The sequence below is a fragment of the Pseudomonas oryzihabitans genome, from assembly GCF_032027545.1.
Lineage (GTDB): Bacteria > Pseudomonadota > Gammaproteobacteria > Pseudomonadales > Pseudomonadaceae > Chryseomonas > Chryseomonas oryzihabitans_F.
Window position 1 is genome coordinate 1 of sequence record NZ_JAVSJB010000134.1, and the last position, 263, is coordinate 263.

1 pseudogene is annotated in these 263 nt (G+C 54.4%); it reads left to right on the forward strand.

Going from position 1 to position 263, the window contains the following annotated elements:
* A pseudogene (locus tag RND78_RS28050) lies at positions 1-199 on the forward strand (anti-sigma factor); the annotation flags it as partial.
* Positions 200-263 lie beyond the last annotated feature (64 nt).

A 263-nucleotide genomic window follows, 5' to 3' on the forward strand; every position in this document is an offset into this window, starting at 1 on the left:
GGATACGAAAGGGCGCCAAGTGATCTTCTATGTGCGGCATCCCAACAGCCAGCGCGACGTTGGCCACGGATCTCGTAGGGAAAGCGATGTTACGGCTGACTATTGGTCAGGACAGGGCTACAACTTTGCGTTGGTGAGTCCTAGCGAAGCATCGTTTGATACCTTGCGTGAGGCGATCTCGCAGAGGCCACCTCTCTAGTTCCCGTTCAGACCAGTGCTCGTTGCTTGAAACCAACCCTGTCCAACATTTGGGGGTCATTTCA